Below are 19,101 nucleotides of genomic sequence, written 5' to 3' on the forward strand. Positions count from 1 at the left end.
ATTGGCTTTTTTATAATCAATTATTAGGAATTAATTTTTGCTCGTCTAACTCTCATTTTAGGTAAGCACTTAAAAGAGTTTAATACTTTAACTCAGTTAAAATAGCCACTTCACGAATATAACTGACCAAATCTTCTTTAGACTCTTGCATCAGCTCATCATCCTGCATATGCTTGGCGTATTCAATCCACAATAGCAATTGATATAGGCTATTGCGTTCCGATGCTTTGTACTGCTTAACAAACTGCTTGAGCGTACCCTCATCGTTGATATTCAAACGCTCAGACCAACTTTCGATTTTAGCGACCTGTTCATTAGCAAAGAACGCCTCAAACAGAGCTTTGACCAGTTCGTGACGGTTTTCTTCACTGATTAGTTTGCCAACACGTTTGGTTTGACGATTGCGGGCGTTAGCGCTAGTAATCTCAGCAAGCGCCATCAATTCCGCCATAAAATAATCACTGGCAGGGAGCTTTTTTAGCTGCTTTTTGGATAAGCCTGCCAGCGGTATCGACAGCATCTGCAAGCGCTCATGGGCTTTTTTAAGTTCAGTGCGCGAGACGCGCATGTCCTGTTCTGACCAGTCAATCATTAGAAGCCCTCTAAAACAATAAATAAAATTCGGTGATGGCAGTTACTACGATAAATAATAACGCGTTTTTAATTTAGCAATTTTTTAGCTTAAGCCTGCTCAACCATGCTTATTTTAGCAACAGCCCTGTTACCAGTAACTTTTTACCAATGCTAATCTACCAGCGGCTCTTTTCACGATGCTTGGCAACCACTGTCAACTCCGCTGGCAGGTTAGCAGCAAGCCTATGTTGTAGCTGTTCTGTGATAAATACTGAGCGATGTTTGCCGCCTGTACAGCCAATAGCGACGGTCACGGTATGACGATTGTTATGCAAAAAGTCTGGCAGCCAACGCTGCAAAAACTTAGCAATATCGTCTGTCATCTCAGCAACTTCGGGATAATCTGCAAAAAACCCCCCAACCTCAGAATCAAGCCCCGTAGCACTACGCAGTGCAACGTTCCAATGCGGATTGGGCAAAATTCTGACGTCAAATATAAAGTCAGCATCGATGGGACTGCCATATTTGAAGCCAAAGGATAATAGGTTAATAATCACTTTATTCTCAACGCCGATATGGTCGCGCAAATGCTCTTTTAATTGATGAATATTTAGTTTACTGGTATCAATTTTGATATCGGCACAACTGGAAATAGGCTCTAATAGCGCCTCTTCTTTTTTGATGGCTGCCGGTAAGTTATAAGCGGGATGCATTGGATTTTCAACATCTTGCGCCATTAGCGGATGCACGCGGCGGGTGGCATTAAAGCGTGCCACTAGGATAGACTCTTGCGCGGTCACATAAATGACTTTTGCCGTCTGCTGACCATAAATTTTCTTTAAGTCCTCATAAGTCGCTGCAAAGTTAGACAGATCTGCACGTGGTGAGCGTATATCAACACCCAGCGCGATTCGGCGGATACCACTTTCATTGACCAGTTTATGTACCGCTTCAGGCACTAAAGACAAGGGTAAGTTATCAATAGAATAGTAGCCAAAGTCCTCTAAAATATTTAATACTGAGGTTTTTCCAGATCCTGAACGCCCTGATATCACCAAAATACTGATGTTATCGTCTTTTTTTTGCGGTGGCGTTAGCGTGCGCTGTTGATTATTATCTTCTGCTTTCATGACCCATCACCCTAATTTACTTTTAATTTCAAATGGCTAATTTGTCTGTATTAATCGCTGGCTATTATTAATATATCGTTACCAGCAGATTGTCTAATAAACGCGCCCGTCCCAGCCAAGCGGCAACTACAATAATTAAATCTTGAGAACCCGTTGTTGGCTTTGCGGATTTACTATTTAATGCCTCCAACTCGGCAGTTTTTACCTCTAGATAATCAACAATAAAGCCTGCGGCAGTAATACGCTTACTAGCCTCTACTATAAGCGCCTCAAACCCTTTTTGAGTATGCTGACTTGCGGTGAATTGCTGCGCTAAACGTTGTAATTCTTGCTGCAATAAGGGCGCTATATTGCGCTCTTCTGGACTTAGATATTGATTGCGTGAGGATAAGGCAAGACCATCAGTAGCGCGGACGATAGGCGCAGTGATAATATCAATCGGATAGCTTAGATCGCGTACCAATTGCTTAATAATGGCCAATTGCTGATAGTCTTTTTGACCAAAAATAGCCACATTAGGCTGGACGATGTTGAATAGTTTCGACACTACAATGCCAACGCCATCAAAATGAGTTGGACGCGTCTGTCCGCACAGTTGCGTGGTAATAGCGCCAGCATGTATTGAGGTAGGTAATGGCAATATGGGATACATCTCGTCGCTAGTTGGTGCAAAAACATAGTCGGTGCCAACGGTCGTAAGCTTAGCGACATCGGCTTCTAGCATCCGTGGATAGCTGTTAAAATCTTCTCCAACCCCGAATTGAGTGGGATTGACAAAAATGCTGACTACTACAATATCGGCATGCTGTTTAGCGAGTGTTACCAGTGCTAAATGCCCGTCGTGCAAATTGCCCATCGTCGGTACTAGCGCAATACGCTGCTGGCTACGATAGTGCTTTAAAGTATCTCGCAAAGATGCGATATGATGATGAATAATAGGCATTGCGGAATCTTTTTACCTTTTAAAATAAGCTAACTTAACTTATTATTTAACGATTTGAACACTGTACTTTATAAGCAGCTAGAGCCATTACTCTAGTAAAGCTAGCCAAATTGATGCTGCGCAGTTGGAAAACTGCCCTCACGCACTGATTGCTGATAAAGTGTAAAAGCACTCTCGATGCTGCCTTCGATATTACGTTCATCGGTTAAAAAGTCGTGGACGAAGCGCGGTACACGTCCATGCTTCATACCTAGCATGTCATGCATCACGAGCACTTGCCCGTCGGTATCTGCACCGGCACCAATGCCGATGACTGGTACATTAACTGCTTCGGTCACTGCCTTAGCCAAGTCAGCTGGCACGCACTCCAACACTAACAATGCCGCGCCTGCTGCCACTACCGCTTGCGCATCAATAAATAGCTTATCAGCGCTTTCATCACTGCGGCCTTGAATTTTATAACCACCAAACACATTCACTGATTGCGGGGTCAAACCCAAATGTACACACGTTGGGGTTCCCGCATTAGCAAGAGTAGTAACCAACTCACATAACTCGCGACCGCCTTCAAGCTTAATAACGTGCGCGCCCGCTTGCATCAATTGACGGCTATTGGCAATGGCTTCTGGCAAAGTCACATAACTCATAAATGGTAGGTCAGCCAAAATCAACGCATACTCATTACTACGCGCAACATTGGCAGTATGATAAGCCATATCAGCAACCGTCACCGGTAAGGTCGAGTCATGGCCTTGTATCACCATGCCCAAGCTGTCACCAATTAAGATAGTATCAATCTGTGCTTTATCCATCGTCCGCGCAAACATAGCGTCATAACAGGTGAGGCAGGTAAATTTAATGCCGTTTTTTTTGAATTTATTTAAAGTTGATAATGTCGTCATATGACCCTCAATTTTGCTATTCAGCAACTTGCTTACGGTATATTAATACTCTACCAGTAGCTATTATCAATTAGTTTTAGCCCTTCCCAATTATTACTTTGCGGATAACGGCTTATCGGCTGCTGGGCAATCATAATATCTGGCGCTAATTCTCGCAGTGGTATCAGCACAAAATTGCGTTCAGTCAAGCCTGCATGCGGTACCGTTAATTGCGGCTCGATTATCTGCACTTGACCATACAATAAAATATCCACATCAAGGCTGCGCTCGCCCCAATGGCGCAGGCGCGCACGTTTAGCACTTTCTTCGAGCTGTTGGCAAAGCGCTAACAGATCGAGCGCTGCTAAGGTAGTCTCAAAACCAACCACAGCATTGACAAAGTCAGGCTGATCTTGCGGTCCCATCGGTGCCGAAGCGTAGAAAGAAGACACTCGAAGGTTTCGTACCTTCTCATGCTGACGCAAACTAGCAAACGCTTGCTGTAAATGCTCCACTGGTGAACCCAGCTCATTAGCCAGATTACTGCCCAAACCTAAATAGCAGGTAACCCACATATCAGCTGCAGTGCTATTAAGCTGGGCGCTACTATTCAAAGAAAGACTCATAACTGCATTTTACTCAACGATTAATGATTAGTATCAGAACTGGGCTGGCGACGGCGACGCTTTGTAGGAATAGGTCCTTTATTATTAACGCTTTGGGCGTTGCTTGCTGCTTGACTAATTTTAGCAGCTTTTGTTGCATCAGCCGCAACGCTAACATCCGCTTCTTTACCTTCACCTTTAGCTTTTTTATTGGTCTTAGTAGCATCAGTATCTTGCACTGATTTTGCAGCTGTCACCTTCTTGTCAGACTTAGCTTTAGTTTTCGCCTCGGTTTTAATGTTTGATAGTTCTGCTGGTTTAGGGGCTTTTTTCGCATAGCTGGCCACAGCTGAACTATTATCATCTGCCGCTATTCCAACCGCTATCGCATCTGTGCTTGGCTGACGGCGACGGCGCTGATGTGGTATCGGTGCATTGTTCATGCTTACCAATTGTGGCTTTTGGGCGACTTGCGTTTTTGCAGCTACAGTGCGCGGCGCTTTTGCCTTAATAATAGCTGATTGTTTAGTATCAGACGACTTAGCTTTAGACTGTTTAGCATCATTTGACTGCGCTTTAGCCTTTTCATTATCGGCTGAGCCATTTGCTTTGGCGTCCAGTTTTTCTTGCTGATGCTGACTTTTTTGCTCCGCCGTTTTGTTTTCAGTCGCTTTCGTTTTGTTAGGCTTAGTTTGCTCATCCTTATCAAGCTGCTTCTTTAGAGGCGGTACGACGTTTTCGTGCTCGATCACAAACAGTGGCGCAGGCTTAGGCAGCTTAGACACATTGCGCTTCTTAGACGTGCTATTGCTACTAGCTAAAGACAGCTGTTGCAATTGCGCTAACTCATGGCTGTCTTGCTGCTTATTAGTGGCCTGACTATTGCTGGTTTTTGACGTTACAGCTGTTGTTGACTGCTTCTCTGAAGGTACAGAGCTTTCAATGGCACGGCGACGGCGACGCGCAGGGATATTTGACGCATCATTTATAATGGTTTTTTCACGAGTGCTTGACTCATTGGCGCTTTTATCACGAGTACTTTGTCGTGATGATCCTTGCTTTGCTGCATTTTTATGAGCACTGCCACTGCCTCTATCAGACTTATCATAAGTCTTAATATTGTCTTTATTGCTATCTTTATTATCCATTGGCTTATCATTAGCATGGACCATAGGTTTTTGACGATTACGTTCACGCCCACGCTTATGTGCACCGCGGCGAATGTTTTCATCGAAGTCTTCGATAGCTTGCTGCTGATCTTCTTCAGATAGAGTCTGATAAGACTGCCACCAGTCGCCCATCTCATTGGTAGATTCAGACAATGGATGCTCAGCATCACCGCACTGCTCACGCAATAATAAAAAGTCAAAACCGGCACGGAAACGTGGATGCTCAGAAAGTTGCTCAATCTGCTTGCTACGTGGAGCCGCAAGTTTAGGCTGCAAAATCCAAATATCACGAATAAACTGTTCTGCAAATTTAGGAATAGCGGTCTTTATACGTTGACGGTCAATGACTTTGCTTGCGGCTTGCATTTGGGCATCAGCAAAAGGCATATTGCGTTTTTTAGCTTTCTCTAACTGATGTAGATAATTCTCCCACAACAAGGCGGCATAAAAGAACGCAGGGTTGATACTTTTACCCGCATTAATGCGCTTATCGGTATTGATAGCGACTTGTTTCACTAAGGCATTTGGCTCAGATGGCGGGTAAATAATTAGACTATCAATCGCACCCGACTCAAACAACAACGGCAACAATGGCACCAGATAGCCTCCGGTGAACATCTTCTGAGTTTCATCATAAAGACGATGCGGAGATATTTGCTCAAGTAGCGCCCAGTTACCATCATGAAATTGCTCAGCCAGCTCGTCATCAAACTCAAAGCCTAGCTTAGCTTTGAAACGCAGCGCACGCAGCAGGCGTACAGGGTCTTCTTCAATACGAACCGGTGCATTGCCAAGCAAACGAATGATTTTATTATCAATATCGTTAAGGGCACCGCAAAAGTCATGTACCACGCCTTTTAATGGCTGGTAATAAAGGGCATTGATTGAAAAATCACGACGAGAAAAATCTTGCTTGATATCACCCCAAACATTATCACGAATAATCATGCCATCTTGATTGGTATTGGCATCATTATTTGGCGGCCCACGGAAAGTGGCCACTTCGATTAATTCGCGTCCTGAGTACACATGCGCCAACTGAAAGCGGCGACCGATAATGCGGCAGCGCTTACCGAACACGTCTTTAATCTCGTGCGGCTTGGCGTCGGTGACGGCATCAAAGTCTTTAGGCTTCAGCCCTAACAAAGTATCGCGTACGCCGCCACCAACGATATAGGCATCAAACCCAGCTCGGGACAGGGTCGCAATTACTTCAGTAATGGAATTAGGTAATTGAGATTTATTCAGTTCTAACTGCTTGGCGGCACGCTCGGCCATGCATCTACTCCTCGCCGTTATTTTTAACCACCCCTGATGAACACAGCGTTTATCAGGCGGATGTACCCGCTAGTTTAACAAATTTTGCGCTTGCTGGGTGTGTTATGACCATTACTTGCGTGCTATTTTGTCAATATTGATGTTATTTATAGTTATAGTACAGGCATCTTTAAGTTATCGGGACTATTGTGGCGAATGAAACCAGCTACTCGTGCAGTCGCAAACGCGTACGATTTTTCTCAATAGTTTTTGGTCCAATCCCTTTTACTTTTTCTAATTCTTCAACAGTCTTAAAGTCGCCAAACATCTCTCGATATAAAATAATCGCCTGCGCTTTACTACTGCCAATGCCATGTAGCGACACCAGTTCGCCTTCGCTTGCACGATTAATATTGATGCCCATTTGCGTACGCGCTTGGGTTTCTAACTTTTCTTTCTGCAAAAGATAATTATAAGCTCTTTGAGCATTGTCAAAGCAAGGAGCAGCGTTTGCCGTATTGAGTATAATATTAAAAATAAAGGCTAAGCAAAGAGCGCTGTTCGCCAGCAAATTAATGGCTGGCAATCTATTGTAAGCGCTCATGCTGTTTTGCTTCCTCCCACAGCGTATCCATCTGGATTAAATTACTGTCTTCCAAACGCCTGCCAGCGGCTTCCAGTTGCGCCTCAATATAGCTAAAACGCGACTTAAATTTATGTACGCAAGTCAAGGTTGCCGCTTCGGCATCAAGGTTTAATTTACGTGCCACATTGACCAGTGCAAACATACAATCGCCAAGTTCTTTCTCTATTTCTCGTATATTAGCTTTTATCTCATCTTTTGACTTGTTTATAAGTTCAGCTTTTAGTTCTGCTACCTCTTCATCAAGCTTATCTAGCGCGCCACTGATACCGTCCCAATCAAAGCCTAGTTTGGACGCTTGCTTCTGTATATCTTGCGCTTGCATCAGCGCACTACCCGCCTTGGTTACATCTAAACGCCGCCGAGGCTTACCACGTGCTTCCCGAGCTTGATTTTCCTCTGCTTTAATCTCATTCCAACGTACTTTTACAGCTGCTTCATCCTTAAGGTTTTCGGCCTCAAATACATGCGGATGACGTCGAATTAATTTCTGTTGTAAGGTCGTAATGACGTCGCTAATATCAAAACGTCCTTGCTCTGCGTACAGCTGACAATGAAAAATCACTTGTAATAACACATCGCCAAGCTCACCCTTAATATCTTCGTCATCATCGGTTTGTACCGCCTCACCCAACTCATAAGCTTCTTCGATAGCATACGGAATTAGGCTATGGTTGCTTTGCTTTTGATCCCACGGACAGTCCGCACGCAGCCGCGCCATCAAGCCTAACAAATCAGCCAACTCGCCGCTCGCTGTCGGTGTTCGTTGCACAGGTGCCGGCGCTGTAATCTTATCCTGTTGATTATTGTTAATTACGGAGTCGCTCTTCTTCTGATTACTCGCGTGTTTTTGGTCATTCATATTCTTGGGATCGTTCATAACAGATACTCTTATATTTTTTCTTACTATTTAACAGAAAAGATGTTGGTTTAAATAGCTGATGTAAAACTAGGTCATCTAAATCCAGATAGCAACACGCTTTCACCCTATTCATTTATTGGTTAGTGTATCATTTAATCTTTATTAGCCTATTTTTACCTTTTATTTAAAGCTATTCATCCGATAGCCATTCATCTAACAACCTTTTAATTCATAATTGAGCTCACAAGGAATTTCACTATCATGTCTACTACCGATAACGCAGCTACATCTAGCTATACTCCTGCCCATAACAATTTTACCCCCATTAGCATTGACTCTTTTAAAGCTTATGATATTCGTGGCGAGCTTGATGTTAACCTTGACGAAGATATTGCTTACCGTATCGGTCGCGCCTTTGGCCAAATTTTATCTCAGCGTTATGACTCAGCTGACGCTAATGATGATGGCCTTGATAGCTTGGCAAACTTACAGCCAGCGGTCGTCATCGGTAGTGATATTCGCGACTCTAGCGAGCAATTAAAACAAGCGGCCATTACTGGCATTATGGATGCGGGCGTCGATGTGATCGACTTGGGAATGACCGGTACTGAAGAGGTCTATTTTGCTACCAGTCATTATCAAGCACTGGGCGGTATTGAAGTTACTGCCAGTCATAACCCCATTAACTATAACGGACTAAAATTAGTTAAAGAACATTCAAAACCTATTAGCGCTGATGATGGTTTAGCAGAAATCCAGCAACTAGCAGAATCAGGACAATTCACTACTGGCAACAAACAAGGCAAATTACAGTTATTGACGGATAAAAGCGCTTATATTGACCATGTAATGAGCTTTGTTGATACCGATAAATTAGAACCTTTAAAACTGGTTATCAACTCAGGTAATGGCAGCGCCGGACCAGTAGTTGACTTACTGGTTGATAAACTGATGCAAGCAGGGGCACCGATTGAGGTCATTAAACTGCATCATAGCCCCGATGGCAGCTTCCCAAATGGTATTCCTAATCCTATGATTTTAGCCAATAGAGCCGCCACTCAGCAAGCGGTTATCGACCATAAAGCAGACCTTGGCATTGCCTTTGATGGCGACTTTGATCGCTGCTTTTTATTTGATGAACATGGCGAATTTATTGATGGTAGTTATGTGGTTGGCATGCTCGCCCAAGCGTTTTTAAATAAGTATCCGGGCGAGTCAATCGTCTATGACCCCCGCGTGATTTATAACACCGAAGCAGTCGTCGATGCTCATGATGGCAAAGCGGTAATCAGTAAATCAGGACATTCTTTTATCAAGCAAGTCATGCGCGAATCAGGAGCCGTATATGGCGGTGAGATGTCGGCCCACCATTATTTTCGCGACTTTTGCTACTGTGATAGCGGTATGATTCCATGGCTATTGACCATTGAGCTATTATCAATTACCGGCAAGACGCTTTCAGAATTAGTCACCGGTTATATTAAAGCCTATCCCAGCTCAGGCGAGCTTAACTTTCGTCTGACTGAAAATGATGCAGCGAGCATTATTGATGATATCGAAGAAAAATTCAGCGTCCAAAACCCTACTAAATCAACACTGGATGGGCTAAGTCTCGATTTTGGCGAATGGCGTTTTAATCTACGCGCCTCCAATACTGAACCGTTAATACGGCTTAATATCGAAAGTCGTGGTGATGAAAGCTTACTAGCAAGTAAGACCCAAGATATTCAGCAATGGCTTGCCGATCAAGGCGCTGTACCTGCTTAAGTTGCTGTGCTGTTAACTTGGAGTATACTTCTTAAAGCATAAAAAAAGGCGGCTGTTAGTCACTAAATTAACAGGCGCCTTTTAATATTTTAGATGTTTTATTCAAAAAGTAATTGTATTTAAAGCAATAGTTTATTGATTGATAGGCTATTTAGCGCGACCGATACCGACATAATCACCCACTAAAGCATCAATTTGTAGTCGTGTTAGCGCATTTTGGCCGTCAAATATAGGCAACGCTTGTTGATTGAGCTGTGCCACATCAAGTCGGTGTTGTGTTGGCAAGCTAATAATGAAAATTGCCTGCGCCATATCAAGTTGCTGATAAGGATTGGTAATTAATTGCAGAAGCGGCTGCTGATCATAGCTCGCGGCAAGCTCAGTCTGCGCTTTATCACTATAGACGATAGTTCTAATATTATAAGACCACAGTAGCTTTAATAACGGATGAATGGCTGATCCTGCGGTGCGACCTGACCCTGACTTGTAGCTGCCGCCCCAAATCATCACCGTTTTATTATCGATAAAACCATCAAAGTATTGCCAAAACTTACGGAATATCAGCTCTTTTTGATCTTTGTTGATATGCATGACTGACTGTAATAATGGCATATCTATGCTGTTGACTTTACCCGATTGCTGTAATTTATTAAGTTCAGTCGGTAAAGTATTACCCCCAAAACCCCACCCTGCTTGCAAATAACTACTACCGACACGCTCATCCAAGCCCATAATTCGGCTTACTTGCTGAATATCTACCTGATAACTGTCGGCAAGGCGCGACATCTCATTCATAAAGCTCACCCGCGTGGCCAGCATCGCCATAATACTACTGCGCGCAAATTCTATGGTGGCAATATCGGCATAATGATAAGCGTGAGCCTGCTGCATTAACGGTCGCAATACCGTTAAGTGATGACTACTGTCGGGGGATTTTTCACCTAGTAACCATAACGATGGTGTGAGCATCGAGCTATAAGCCTCACCATCTTGCAAGAATACGAACGGGATATAATAGACCCAAGCCCGCCGTAGGCGCTGCGCCAGGGCCGAAATACTGCCCAGTTGCTCAATGCCACTCATGATGATAGGTCGCGTCTGCTGGTGACTATGGTTAAATGCCGTTATCCAGCTGTCATCCGACCATGTCGTTTTGATACTGTCTAAAAATAACCAATACAGCGCAACTCGAGGGCTTTCAGTTACTTGTGTGCTTTCAGCTATTTTTAAGTTTTCAGTGTTGTTGGCTGACTCATAAACTTGAATGAGATCGTCAGCATTGGCAGGCAAAGGCTGATAGACAATCTGCTGCTGTTGGTCATAGAGCTGCCATAGCGCCTGTAAATGATGTTCAAAGCCATACTGCTGCAGCTGTTGTTCGAGTAGCACACTATTGGCATACAGGTGCACTTTTTGACCTAAGCTTGCCAGCACCACCGCGCTAGTAATGGCTTCGATGCCATGGCCAACGATAACGCAAATTGTAGATGCTTTAGGAAGATGCTGTTTAGAATTGGACGGTTTAAAGCTGTGAATAGAATCAGAAGACATAGGAATACTCTTATATTTTAAATCACTAATCAGCAGACAAACTGCTACTATTTATCGGTTTCGAGAGCACTAAGACAACCGTCTGATATGCGCGAGCAGCTGATTAGTGGAGGTATCAAAGGGGCTTTCTCTGTCCTGTTGCAACGCTTGATAGACAGCTTCTGCCATTTGCTTGCCCATCTCAACGCCCCATTGATCGAACGGGTTAATATCCCAAATACTGGCCATCACGTAGACTTTATGCTCATATAACGCAATCAGCGCCCCTAAGCTATGCGGTGTCAGCTCGTCAATTAATAATGTGGTTGAAGGTTGATTGCCGCGATAGTGCTTATATTTATCCGACTCACAGGCAACAGCCGCATCAGTGATAGCCGCATTACCAAAGGCTAATACACGACTTTGTGCCAAACAGTTAGCGAGCGATAGCTCATGCTGCTGTTGTAGCGATTCATTCTGCGCCTCATCGCTATAGTGACGCACGCAAGCGATAAAGTCGCAAGAGACATGCTGAGTACCTTGATGCAGCAACTGATAAAACGCGTGCTGAGCATTAGAACCAACCTCACCCCATAAAATCGGACAGGTATCGTATTCAATATGCTTGCCATCATGAGTGACGGACTTGCCATTACTTTCCATCTCTAGCTGCGTTAAATAGCTGGGCAGGTAGCCCAAGCGCCCGTCATAAGGCAGCACTGTATGGGCATGAATATGTAAAAAGGTACTGTTCCAAACCGCAAGCAACCCAAGCAATACCGGCAAGTTATTGGCAAAATCAGCGTTGGCAAAATGCACATCCATACTGTGTGCACCTGCTAGAAGCTCGCGGAACTGCACCATACCAATGCGAATGGCAATGGCAAGCCCGATCGCTGACCATAAGGAGAAACGCCCCCCAACCCAGTCCCAAAGCTGCAACTGGTGTTCAGGGTGGATTCCCCACGTGCTCATCTTTTCGCTATTTGCCGAGATACCAATAAAATGTCGGCGCAGTACACTGTCTCGAGTACCCGCGCGCAACGTGGCAGTAGCCAGTAACCACGATAAGGCGGTCTTGGCGTTAGAGAGAGTATCCACTGTCCCAAAAGACTTAGAAGAAATAATAAATAGCGCGGTCTCTGCATTTAGGCGCTTCAGTAAATTATCAAGCTGACTACCGTCCATATTGGAGACAAAATGCACTGCGACGTCAGTATCTGCCCACTCATCAAGCGCAGTAGCTGCCATCAGCGGTCCTAAATCAGAACCACCAACGCCAATGTTGACCACATCGGTAATCGCCTTACCTGAGAATCCGCGCCAAGAGCCACTACGGATACGTGCAGATATTCGCTCAACTTGCGCAAGACTATGATGCACATCAGCAACCACGTCTTGTGTGCCAACTTGCAAGGTTGCAGTAGCTGGCAGACGCAGAGCCGTATGCAAGGCTGCGCGCTCTTCACTGGTATTGACCATTGCCCCTTGCAATAGCGCCTCAATACGGGCAGATAAATTACAGCTCTTAGCTAGATCTAATAAATTTGCCAGCACCGTATCATTAATACACTGTTTGCTATAGTCCATGTAAAGCGTACCGGCTTGGGCACTAAAACGCTGAGTACGTGTCTCATCTTGCGTAAAAAGGGAGGCGATTGACCACTTTTGTTCAGCAAGCTTTTGCAATTGCGTCCAATGCTTTGAGCTGTACGCACTTTTATATGAATTTAAAGGCATTAGTTTACTCATCAGCGGCTAATTGACGTTCGGCAAAATAAATAAATGCCTGCATATAAGAGCGCATATCGCCGGCATCATAACTGTCACCAACCATAGTCGTCACATCGACTCCGTGCTGACTAATTAGTGCATCAATAGCATCCGTTAGCTGAATTTCTCCCCCAACAGAGGCAGTGGTATTTTCTAAATAATCAAATATTTTATTGCTAAACACATAGCGCCCGACCACTGCCAATCGAGAAGGTGCATCTACTAGACTGGGTTTTTCAACAAAGCCTGCCACCTTAAAGCTAGCGTTAGTATCAGTTTGTTTATTAATACCACTGACACTATTAGAACTATCACCCTCACTAAGCTTAGCGATACCGTACTTATGAACCTCGCTATCAGCCACCTTATCAACCAATATTTGTGAATGATCGCTATTGGCAAACTCAGCCAGCATAAAGGCTAAATTGTCTTTATGCATATCGGTAATAAATGGATTAAGCACCACATCAGGCAGTAGCACCGCAAAATCATGATCACCGATAATTGGTCGCGCTGCTAGTACCGCATGTCCGAGACCAAGCGCTTTACCCTGACGTATCATGGATATGGTCACATCCTCTGGCAGCCAGTTTAAGCTATCAGCCAGCTCGTCTTTACCTTTATGACGCAATTGATTATCAAGCTCAGCATTAATATCAAAGTAGTTTTCAATCGCACTTTTTTGTGCATGGCCGACCAGCACAATATGCTTAATACCAGCAGCGATGGCTTCTTCAACCACATAATGAATAGCAGGACGATTGCCTAGCGGTAATAGTTCTTTAGGTACGGCCTTGGACAATGGCAGCATACGCGTACCAAAGCCTGCAACAGGAATAACAGCATGAGTAATTTTTTTCATAATAATAAGGCTACATTAAAAGGATAAAATAAATCTCAATAATAATTCATTATTAAGCCCATATGAGGCAATAAATTCTACGTTACTTTTTTATGTTTTCGGCACTTTTTATACTTTGTACCCATTAGGATTCATACTTTGCCAACGCCAAGTATCTTGGCACATGTCGGTAATGGACAGCTGTGCTTGCCATCCTAATAACGATTGCGCCTTATCCGCACTCGCATAGCAACTGGCAATATCACCAGCGCGGCGTTCCGCAAACTGATAGGGAATATTCTGCCCAGTGACCTCAGCAAAAGCCGTCACTAACTCTAATACTGAGCTACCTGTTCCGCTACCAAGATTAATAGGCATAAAACCTATATTCGACGTTTGTTGCTCTAAATATTTCAAGGCTGCCACATGACCTGCAGCTAAGTCAGTAACGTGAATAAAGTCGCGGACGCCTGTACCATCGACTGTAGGATAATCATTGCCAAAGATACTTAACTTAGCAAGCTTACCTACCGCCACTTGCGAAATATAAGGCATCAAATTATTAGGGATGTCATTTGGATCTTCCCCAATCTGTCCTGATGCATGCGCACCGACTGGATTAAAGTATCTAAGCGTGATTAGATTCCAGTTACTATCTGATACGGCTAAATCTTCTAAAACATGTTCGACGACCAGTTTACTTTGACCATAAGGATTGGTACAAGAGCGTGGAGAATTCTCATCGATAGGCAAAATTTCAGGATCGCCATAGACAGTAGCGGATGATGAGAAGACAAAGTTTTTGACCTTATATTCTGCCATAACTTCAAGTAAAGTAATGGTGCCACTTACGTTATTATTATAATACATCAAGGGTTTGGCAACAGACTCACCAACCGCTTTGAGTCCGGCAAAGTGAATCACTCCAATGAACTGATGTTCAGCAAAGACTTGCCGAAGTGCGTCACTATCACGAATATCACCTTCGATAAACTCAATAGGTGCACAGATAAGCTTAGAGACACGGTTAATGGCCTCACGACTACTATTAGATAAATTATCATAGATAACGATATCGTAACCTGCTTGATGCAAGGCAATGCAAGTATGAGAACCGATATATCCTGCGCCGCCTGTTACTAATATTTTGTTTTTCATACCATCATCCAAAGCTTTTTTTAAAGCAAAAAAAAGACACCCCATTGTAGGGGTGTCCTTGATAATTTTCAATACGATTTTAGTACTTAACCAATAGATTAGCTAATAGACTGGCGTTTATATTACCAACCAGTAACTTCTTTAAGTTTGTCGCCAAGTTTAGATGGGTCACGCGTATACGCGACGCCTGCATCTTCAAAAGCTTTAAACTTCTCTTCAGCTGTACCTTGACCGCCTGAGATGATGGCGCCGGCATGACCCATGCGCTTGCCTTCAGGAGCAGTAACACCAGCGATATAACCAACGACTGGCTTAGTCACATGGTCTTTGATGTAAGCGGCTGCTTCTTCTTCAGCCGTACCACCAATCTCACCGATTAGGATGATAGCTTCAGTTTGTGGATCGTCTTGGAACAATTTCAACGCATCAATCTGGTTCATACCAGGGATAGGATCACCACCAATACCGATACAAGTTGATTGACCAAAGCCAAGCTTAGTAGTCTGAGCTACTGCTTCATAGGTCAAAGTACCAGAGCGTGAGATGATACCCACTTTACCTGGCAGATGGATATGACCTGGCATGATACCAATTTTACATTCGCCTGGCGTGATAACACCTGGGCAGTTAGGACCAACTAAACGCACATCGCCCGCTTCTTCAAGATAGCGCTTGGCTTTTAGCATATCTAAGGTAGGTACGCCTTCAGTGATCACAACAATCAGCTTCACACCAGCATCAATTGCTTCGACGATAGAGTCTAATACGAATGGTGCAGGTACATAGATAACAGATGCATCAGCATGGGTTTCTGCCATAGCTTCTGCCATAGTGTTGAATACTGGCAAACCTAAATGCGTTTGACCACCTTTACCAGGGGTTACGCCGCCGACAACTTTAGTACCGTATTCGATGGCTTGTTCAGAGTGGAACGTACCATTTTTACCGGTGAAACCTTGTACCAATACTTTGGTATTTTTATCAATTAATACACTCATTATTTTATCCTTGTATTCGGTTGTCTTGTAATAGCCGCTTAGTTAATAAAACTCAATAACTAAGTCTCAATAATTAAGCTGCCGCTATTACGCTTTGACTACTATGCTCATGAGCCTACGTTTAAAGGATTAGGCTTTAACCGCATCGACAATTTTGTGGGCCGCGTCTGATAGGCCCTGAGCTGAAATGAGATTCAGACCAGAATCTTGTAGAATCTGAATGCCTTTTTCAGCATTGTTACCTTCTAGGCGCACAACAACGGGTACTTTTACGTCAACTTCTTTGATAGCAGCAATAATGGCTTCTGCAATCATGTCACAGCGTACAATACCACCAAAGATGTTGATTAGAACGCCTTCAACACTGCTGTCTTCAAGGATAATTTTGAACGCTTCAACAACGCGATCTTTGGTTGCGCCGCCGCCAACGTCCAAGAAGTTAGCAGGCTTGCCGTCATACAATTTGATGATGTCCATCGTTGCCATTGCAAGACCGGCACCGTTTACCATACAACCGATATTACCTTCTAAGGCAACATAGTTTAGGTCAAACTCAGCTGCTTTTAGCTCGCGCTCATTTTCTTGAGTTTTATCTTGCAGTGCTACAATTTTAGGCAAACGATATAGAGCGTTTGAATCAATACCAATTTTGCCATCAACACAGACGATTTCGCCGTTTTCACGAACGGCTAATGGGTTGATCTCTAACAGTGCAAAATCGTTCTCAATGAATGCTTGATAAGCACCAGTCATTATTTTAACGAACTGGTTGATTTGCTTGCCTTCCATACCTAATTTGAACGCAACTTCACGCGCTTGGTAAGGCATTAGGCCCACTAAAGGATCAACGCTAACTTTAAAGATTTTTTCTGGCGTCTCGTTAGCAACTTCTTCAATATCAACACCACCTTCGGTTGATGCCATGAAAGTCACGCGACGCGTAGAACGATCGACAACCGCACCAAGATATAGTTCAGTCTGTACTGGGTACATATCTTCTGCGACCAATACGAAGTTGACCGGTTGACCATCAGCGTCAGTTTGGAAGGTAACTAAGTTAGTACCGATAAGCTCATCAGTCACTTGCTTGGCTTCTTCGCGAGTTTTGACAACTTTTACACCGCCCGCTTTACCGCGTCCGCCAGCATGGACTTGCGCTTTGATAACCGCCATATCTGTTGGCGTTTTATCAAAAGCAGCAGCAGCTTCGTCGCCACTATAAGCTATGATGCCTTCTTGAATGGGCAATCCGTAGCTTTTTAGGAGTAGTTTTGCTTGATACTCATGTAAATTCATTGATTGTATCCTTTATTTTTTACAATTAATAAAAAGTGAAAATAAGTGCGCGTTAGTAGCCATTTAGCGCACTTATTATTGCTACTAAAGCGCTAGGATAATAGCAAGCGCTTCAGCACTGTCAGGGATAATTCATACTTGATTTAAGCAACTTGTACTTTATTTGCGTCTTTTGCGCTGGATAGCATGAATAGCGCGGCCATCTGCTGATAAAGCAGCTTCATGAACGGCTTCTGAAATCGTTGGATGCGCAAACGTCATTAGCTGTAAGTCTTCGATACTAGAAACAAATTCCATCGCAATCATACCTTGGTGGACGATATCGCCTGCACCCATTGAGATGGCATGCATACCTAACAAGCGATCTGTCTTGGCATCAGCCACAACTTTAATAGAACCTTGCGCTTCGCTTTGCGCTAGTGCACGGCCGTTAGCAGCTAGGTTGAACGAACCGGTTTTAACTTCGTAGCCGGCTTCTTCAGCTTCTTGCTCAGTCAAACCAACCCATGCGATTTCAGGATGGGTATAGATAACGTTGATAATAGTATCATAGTTAACCTGAGCTTTTTCGCCATGAATACGCTCAACCGCCATCATACCCTCTTCCATTGCTTTGTGCGCAAGCATCGGGCCACGGACCAAGTCACCAATCGCATAGACACCATCAAGGTTAGTTTTACACTGGTCATCAACATCAATTAGCCCGCGTTCGGTCAATTTGATACCGCTGTCATCACCAAGCAATTTTTCAGCATAAGCACGGCGACCGACACAAACAATCAGCTTATCAAAACGATCTTCTGAGGATTCACCTTTTTTATCGCTGGTCACCACTACTTCATCACCCTGCACTTCAGCATTGGTCACTTTAGTGTCAACACGGATATCTAGGCCCTGTTTTTTGAACATCTTACCGGCTTCTTTAGCCACATCTTTATCAGCAGCGGCCAGTAATTTAGGTAGGGCTTCATAGATGATGACCTCGCTACCCAAACGGCGCCATACTGAACCGAGCTCAAGACCGATAACACCGGCACCAATAACACCTAAACGCTTAGGTACTTCGGTAAAATCTAGCGCGCCTGTTGAGTCAACGATACGGTCGCCATCAGTTTTGGCAACCGGAATATCGATAGGCACAGAACCTGCTGCAAGAATAACGTTTTTGGCAGTAATGGTACTTTCTGCTTCGTCTGCAAGGGCAGTAAATTTAACTTTTTTATCTTCACTTTTGCCGTCGAGTAACGTGCCCCAGCCTTGTAGCCAGTCAACGCCATTACCTTTTAGCAATGCCGCGATACCGCCTGTCAACTGCTTAACGATACCTTCTTTACGAGCAATCATTTTTTCGATGTCAATAGTAACGTCACTGGTGCCAATACCATGTTCGTCTAGGTCATGCTTAGTAGCTTCATAGCGATGCGAGGTATCAAGCAAAGCTTTTGATGGAATACAACCAACGTTTAAGCACGTTCCGCCAAGAGCAGGTTCGCCTTTATAAACGCGTTTTTCGACGCAAGCTACACTCATACCTAGCTGTGCTGCACGAATAGCGGCTTCATAACCACCAGGACCGCCGCCAATAACAACTAAATCATAATTATTTTTCATAATAATACGCTTCCATGTTTTATTTATCGTGTGTCTTATTATTCAAATCTTTCGTAAATCTATG

Annotated in this window: 16 protein-coding genes; 1 reads left to right on the forward strand and 15 read right to left on the reverse strand. The window is 43.9% G+C overall.

Going from position 1 to position 19,101, the window contains the following annotated elements:
* Positions 1–79 precede the first annotated feature (79 nt).
* The 8 genes from yjgA to mazG all read right to left on the reverse strand — a co-directional run bounded on the left by yjgA (position 80) and on the right by mazG (position 8,081).
* Positions 80–592, reverse strand: a complete 513-nt coding sequence (gene yjgA / locus JMY06_RS00665) for a ribosome biogenesis factor YjgA (RefSeq protein ID WP_201526198.1) — start codon at positions 590–592, stop codon at positions 80–82.
* A 157-nt stretch (positions 593–749) separates the two neighbouring features.
* Positions 750–1,703 carry an RNase adapter RapZ gene (gene rapZ, locus JMY06_RS00670; protein ID WP_201526196.1) on the reverse strand — a complete coding sequence of 318 codons (954 nt, stop codon included), beginning with the start codon at positions 1,701–1,703 and terminating at the stop codon, positions 750–752.
* Between the two features lie 67 nt (positions 1,704–1,770).
* Positions 1,771–2,646: a pantoate--beta-alanine ligase gene (gene panC / locus JMY06_RS00675; protein ID WP_201615534.1), complete on the reverse strand. Its 876-nt coding sequence runs from the start codon at positions 2,644–2,646 to the stop codon at positions 1,771–1,773.
* A gap of 101 nt (positions 2,647–2,747) precedes the next feature.
* A complete protein-coding gene (panB, locus tag JMY06_RS00680) occupies positions 2,748–3,548 on the reverse strand; it encodes a 3-methyl-2-oxobutanoate hydroxymethyltransferase (protein ID WP_201615535.1) in 801 nt (266 codons plus the stop codon).
* A 50-nt stretch (positions 3,549–3,598) separates the two neighbouring features.
* Positions 3,599–4,153 carry a 2-amino-4-hydroxy-6-hydroxymethyldihydropteridine diphosphokinase gene (gene folK / locus JMY06_RS00685; protein WP_201615536.1) on the reverse strand — a complete coding sequence of 185 codons (555 nt, stop codon included), beginning with the start codon at positions 4,151–4,153 and terminating at the stop codon, positions 3,599–3,601.
* A 20-nt stretch (positions 4,154–4,173) separates the two neighbouring features.
* Positions 4,174–6,579 carry a polynucleotide adenylyltransferase PcnB gene (gene pcnB, locus JMY06_RS00690; protein WP_201615537.1) on the reverse strand — a complete coding sequence of 802 codons (2,406 nt, stop codon included), beginning with the start codon at positions 6,577–6,579 and terminating at the stop codon, positions 4,174–4,176.
* A 205-nt stretch (positions 6,580–6,784) separates the two neighbouring features.
* On the reverse strand, positions 6,785–7,162 hold the full coding sequence (locus JMY06_RS00695) for a ComEA family DNA-binding protein (protein ID WP_201615538.1): 378 nt from the start codon (positions 7,160–7,162) through the stop codon (positions 6,785–6,787).
* Positions 7,146–8,081, reverse strand: coding sequence for a nucleoside triphosphate pyrophosphohydrolase (gene mazG, locus JMY06_RS00700; protein WP_413786873.1), 936 nt, complete (start codon positions 8,079–8,081; stop codon positions 7,146–7,148). The genes JMY06_RS00695 and mazG overlap by 17 nt, the downstream gene beginning before the upstream one ends.
* Positions 8,082–8,324: 243 nt before the next feature.
* Between mazG and JMY06_RS00705 the strand changes: the two genes are divergently transcribed.
* Positions 8,325–9,830, forward strand: coding sequence for a phosphomannomutase CpsG (locus JMY06_RS00705; RefSeq protein ID WP_201615539.1), 1,506 nt, complete (start codon positions 8,325–8,327; stop codon positions 9,828–9,830).
* 147 nt (positions 9,831–9,977) lie between these two features.
* Here JMY06_RS00705 and JMY06_RS00710 read toward each other — a convergent pair whose 3' ends face one another.
* The 7 genes from JMY06_RS00710 to lpdA form a co-directional block, all read right to left on the reverse strand.
* Positions 9,978–11,381, reverse strand: a complete 1,404-nt coding sequence (locus tag JMY06_RS00710; protein ID WP_201615540.1) for a UDP-glucose/GDP-mannose dehydrogenase family protein — start codon at positions 11,379–11,381, stop codon at positions 9,978–9,980.
* Positions 11,382–11,450: 69 nt separating this feature from the next.
* Positions 11,451–13,100 (reverse strand): glucose-6-phosphate isomerase, encoded by a 1,650-nt coding sequence (pgi, locus tag JMY06_RS00715; RefSeq protein WP_227672094.1) that lies wholly within the window; start codon positions 13,098–13,100, stop codon positions 11,451–11,453.
* A 4-nt stretch (positions 13,101–13,104) separates the two neighbouring features.
* Positions 13,105–13,995, reverse strand: a complete 891-nt coding sequence (locus tag JMY06_RS00720; RefSeq protein WP_201615542.1) for a UTP--glucose-1-phosphate uridylyltransferase — start codon at positions 13,993–13,995, stop codon at positions 13,105–13,107.
* 108 nt (positions 13,996–14,103) lie between these two features.
* Positions 14,104–15,132 carry a UDP-glucose 4-epimerase GalE gene (galE, locus tag JMY06_RS00725; protein ID WP_201615543.1) on the reverse strand — a complete coding sequence of 343 codons (1,029 nt, stop codon included), beginning with the start codon at positions 15,130–15,132 and terminating at the stop codon, positions 14,104–14,106.
* Positions 15,133–15,254: 122 nt separating this feature from the next.
* Positions 15,255–16,130 (reverse strand): succinate--CoA ligase subunit alpha, encoded by an 876-nt coding sequence (sucD, locus tag JMY06_RS00730; RefSeq protein WP_201526171.1) that lies wholly within the window; start codon positions 16,128–16,130, stop codon positions 15,255–15,257.
* Between the two features lie 129 nt (positions 16,131–16,259).
* A complete protein-coding gene (gene sucC, locus JMY06_RS00735) occupies positions 16,260–17,426 on the reverse strand; it encodes an ADP-forming succinate--CoA ligase subunit beta (RefSeq protein WP_201526170.1) in 1,167 nt (388 codons plus the stop codon).
* Between the two features lie 159 nt (positions 17,427–17,585).
* A complete protein-coding gene (lpdA, locus tag JMY06_RS00740; protein WP_201615544.1) occupies positions 17,586–19,037 on the reverse strand; it encodes a dihydrolipoyl dehydrogenase in 1,452 nt (483 codons plus the stop codon).
* Positions 19,038–19,101 lie beyond the last annotated feature (64 nt).

Origin of the sequence: Psychrobacter urativorans (assembly GCF_904846675.1) — a bacterium.
Lineage (GTDB): Bacteria > Pseudomonadota > Gammaproteobacteria > Pseudomonadales > Moraxellaceae > Psychrobacter > Psychrobacter urativorans_B.